Source organism: Myxococcus vastator, assembly GCF_010894475.1.
In the GTDB taxonomy this organism is placed as follows: Bacteria; Myxococcota; Myxococcia; order Myxococcales; family Myxococcaceae; genus Myxococcus; species Myxococcus vastator.
The window spans coordinates 1-1,258 of sequence record NZ_JAAIYB010000859.1 but is presented as its reverse complement, the minus strand read 5'-3'; the positions used below and the strand labels follow the sequence as shown (position 1 = coordinate 1,258).

The 1,258-nt window shown below is 72.1% G+C and carries 1 protein-coding gene and 1 pseudogene; both read right to left on the bottom strand.

Annotation, left to right across the window (positions count from 1 at the left end):
* Positions 1-82 precede the first annotated feature (82 nt).
* Positions 83-403 carry an FmdB family zinc ribbon protein gene (locus G4D87_RS37915; RefSeq protein WP_163787611.1) on the bottom strand — a complete coding sequence of 107 codons (321 nt, stop codon included), beginning with the start codon at positions 401-403 and terminating at the stop codon, positions 83-85.
* Positions 404-432: 29 nt separating this feature from the next.
* Positions 433-1,258, bottom strand: a pseudogene (locus G4D87_RS37910) (hypothetical protein); the annotation flags it as partial.

Here is a 1,258-nt window from a genome sequence, read left to right as displayed (position 1 = left end):
GGCACGGGGCGTGAGTGTGCGCCGCTCCCATGCCCGGAGCGAATTTTCGGCGGGCCCGGCCCAGGTGGGCGCGGGCTGGGGACTACTTCTTGTCGCCCGAGGCCGCCGGCGCGGGGGCCGGAGCGGGCGTGCTGGGCGCGCTGCTGGCCGGCGTGGACGCGCTCGACGTGGAGGACGAGGCGCTGCTGCTCGACGTGGAGCCGCCGCCGTCCTTCTTGGTGGAGCTGTACAGGTCGGAGTACCAACCCCCGCCCTTGAGGACGAAGCTCGAGCGGCTGACGACCTTGGTCATCGACCCCTCGGCGCCGCACGCACTGCACGTGGCAGGGGCGGGGTCGGAGATCTTCTGCAGCACGTCGATCATCTTTCCACAGCTCTGGCAGGAGTACTCGTAGATGGGCATGGTTCTCAGTGCCTCGTCAGGGTGTTGATTCAGCGGGAGCCGGCCAGCAGCTGCTTGCGCAGTCCGTCCGCCAGTCCCAAGCGCTCCAGGGCGCGGAAGACGAGCTCGGCCGGGGCGCCGTGCTTGCGGGCGACGGCATCCGCCAGCTCGTGCAGGTCTCTGGCATCTTGCAGGACGTCACCGACCAGCCGCTCCAGCTCCTTGCGGAGCATGTCGGCGAACTTCCGCTGGATGCCCAGGTCGGCCAGGTACTTCTCGCGCCCGAGCAGATCCAGCCGGTGCGTCAGGTGGGGCGCGGCCAGGGCCTCGCGGCGGAAGCGCTCGCGCAGGGCCTCCACTTCCTCCGTCAGCGACAGCACGGAGACCAGCCGCTGCAGCTCCGACGGGCTCAGGCCCAGGGCCCAGGCCACGCGGCCGGCGGCGCCCCGCTGGCCGGTGAAGCCGTCCAGCACCTGGCGGCGCTCCTTCTCCACCATCGCGTCCATCAGCGCGTGGTCCCGGAGCACGTTCTCCAGATCCATCTGCGTCAGCTCGCCCCGCGCGCCGTTGAAGCGCTGGGACAGGGCCTTCAGCAGCGCGAAGCGGTGGTCGGCGGCCTCCAGGGCGGCCTCGACAATGGGCTTGCCCGTCAGGCGCGTCAGCTCCAGGAAGGACGCGCGCGGCGCCTCCACGCGGGTGAAGCGGCCCCGGGGGCGCGGCAGGTCCCTGCGCGAGAGGGCGGGCTCCTCGGCGAAGTCGGCGGGCGAACCCAGGGTGTCCTCCGAGGGGGCGCGCTTGCGCGGGGCGATGCGCTCCTTGACGGTGGCCTCCAGGTCCTCCTTCGAGGCCTTGCCACCCTTCCTCCCGGCGGACGCC

What these genes read in the sequence shown, in the direction of transcription:
- G4D87_RS37915 (WP_163787611.1), bottom strand. Translation starts at nt 403, where the DNA reads ATGCCCATCTACGAGTACTCCTGCCAGAGCTGTGGAAAGATGATCGAC.